Below are 219 nucleotides of genomic sequence, written 5' to 3' on the forward strand. Positions count from 1 at the left end.
AAAGTCATTGATGGCGCGATAAAAAATCCCGAAAATCGCACCGATTGAAGCGCGTTTACATCGTGAAATTACGGGGGGCGCTGAAAAAGTATCACACTGGGGAGTGCTAATCGCCGTAAAGCCCGAATACAGCTTGCAGGTGTACACGAACGGGTAGCCAATGCCCGTGCTGATTTTCAACACAAACTCTCTCGTGCAATTGTTGACGAAAACCAAGCG

General features: G+C 48.4%; 1 pseudogene. It reads left to right on the forward strand.

Annotated elements, in window-relative coordinates:
* Window positions 1–99 precede the first annotated feature (99 nt).
* Window positions 100–219 (forward strand): annotated as a pseudogene (locus BHE89_RS27335) (RNA-guided endonuclease TnpB family protein); the annotation flags it as partial.

It is taken from the genome of Shigella sp. FC1967 (assembly GCF_001743005.1).
In the GTDB taxonomy this organism is placed as follows: domain Bacteria; phylum Pseudomonadota; class Gammaproteobacteria; order Enterobacterales; family Enterobacteriaceae; genus Proteus.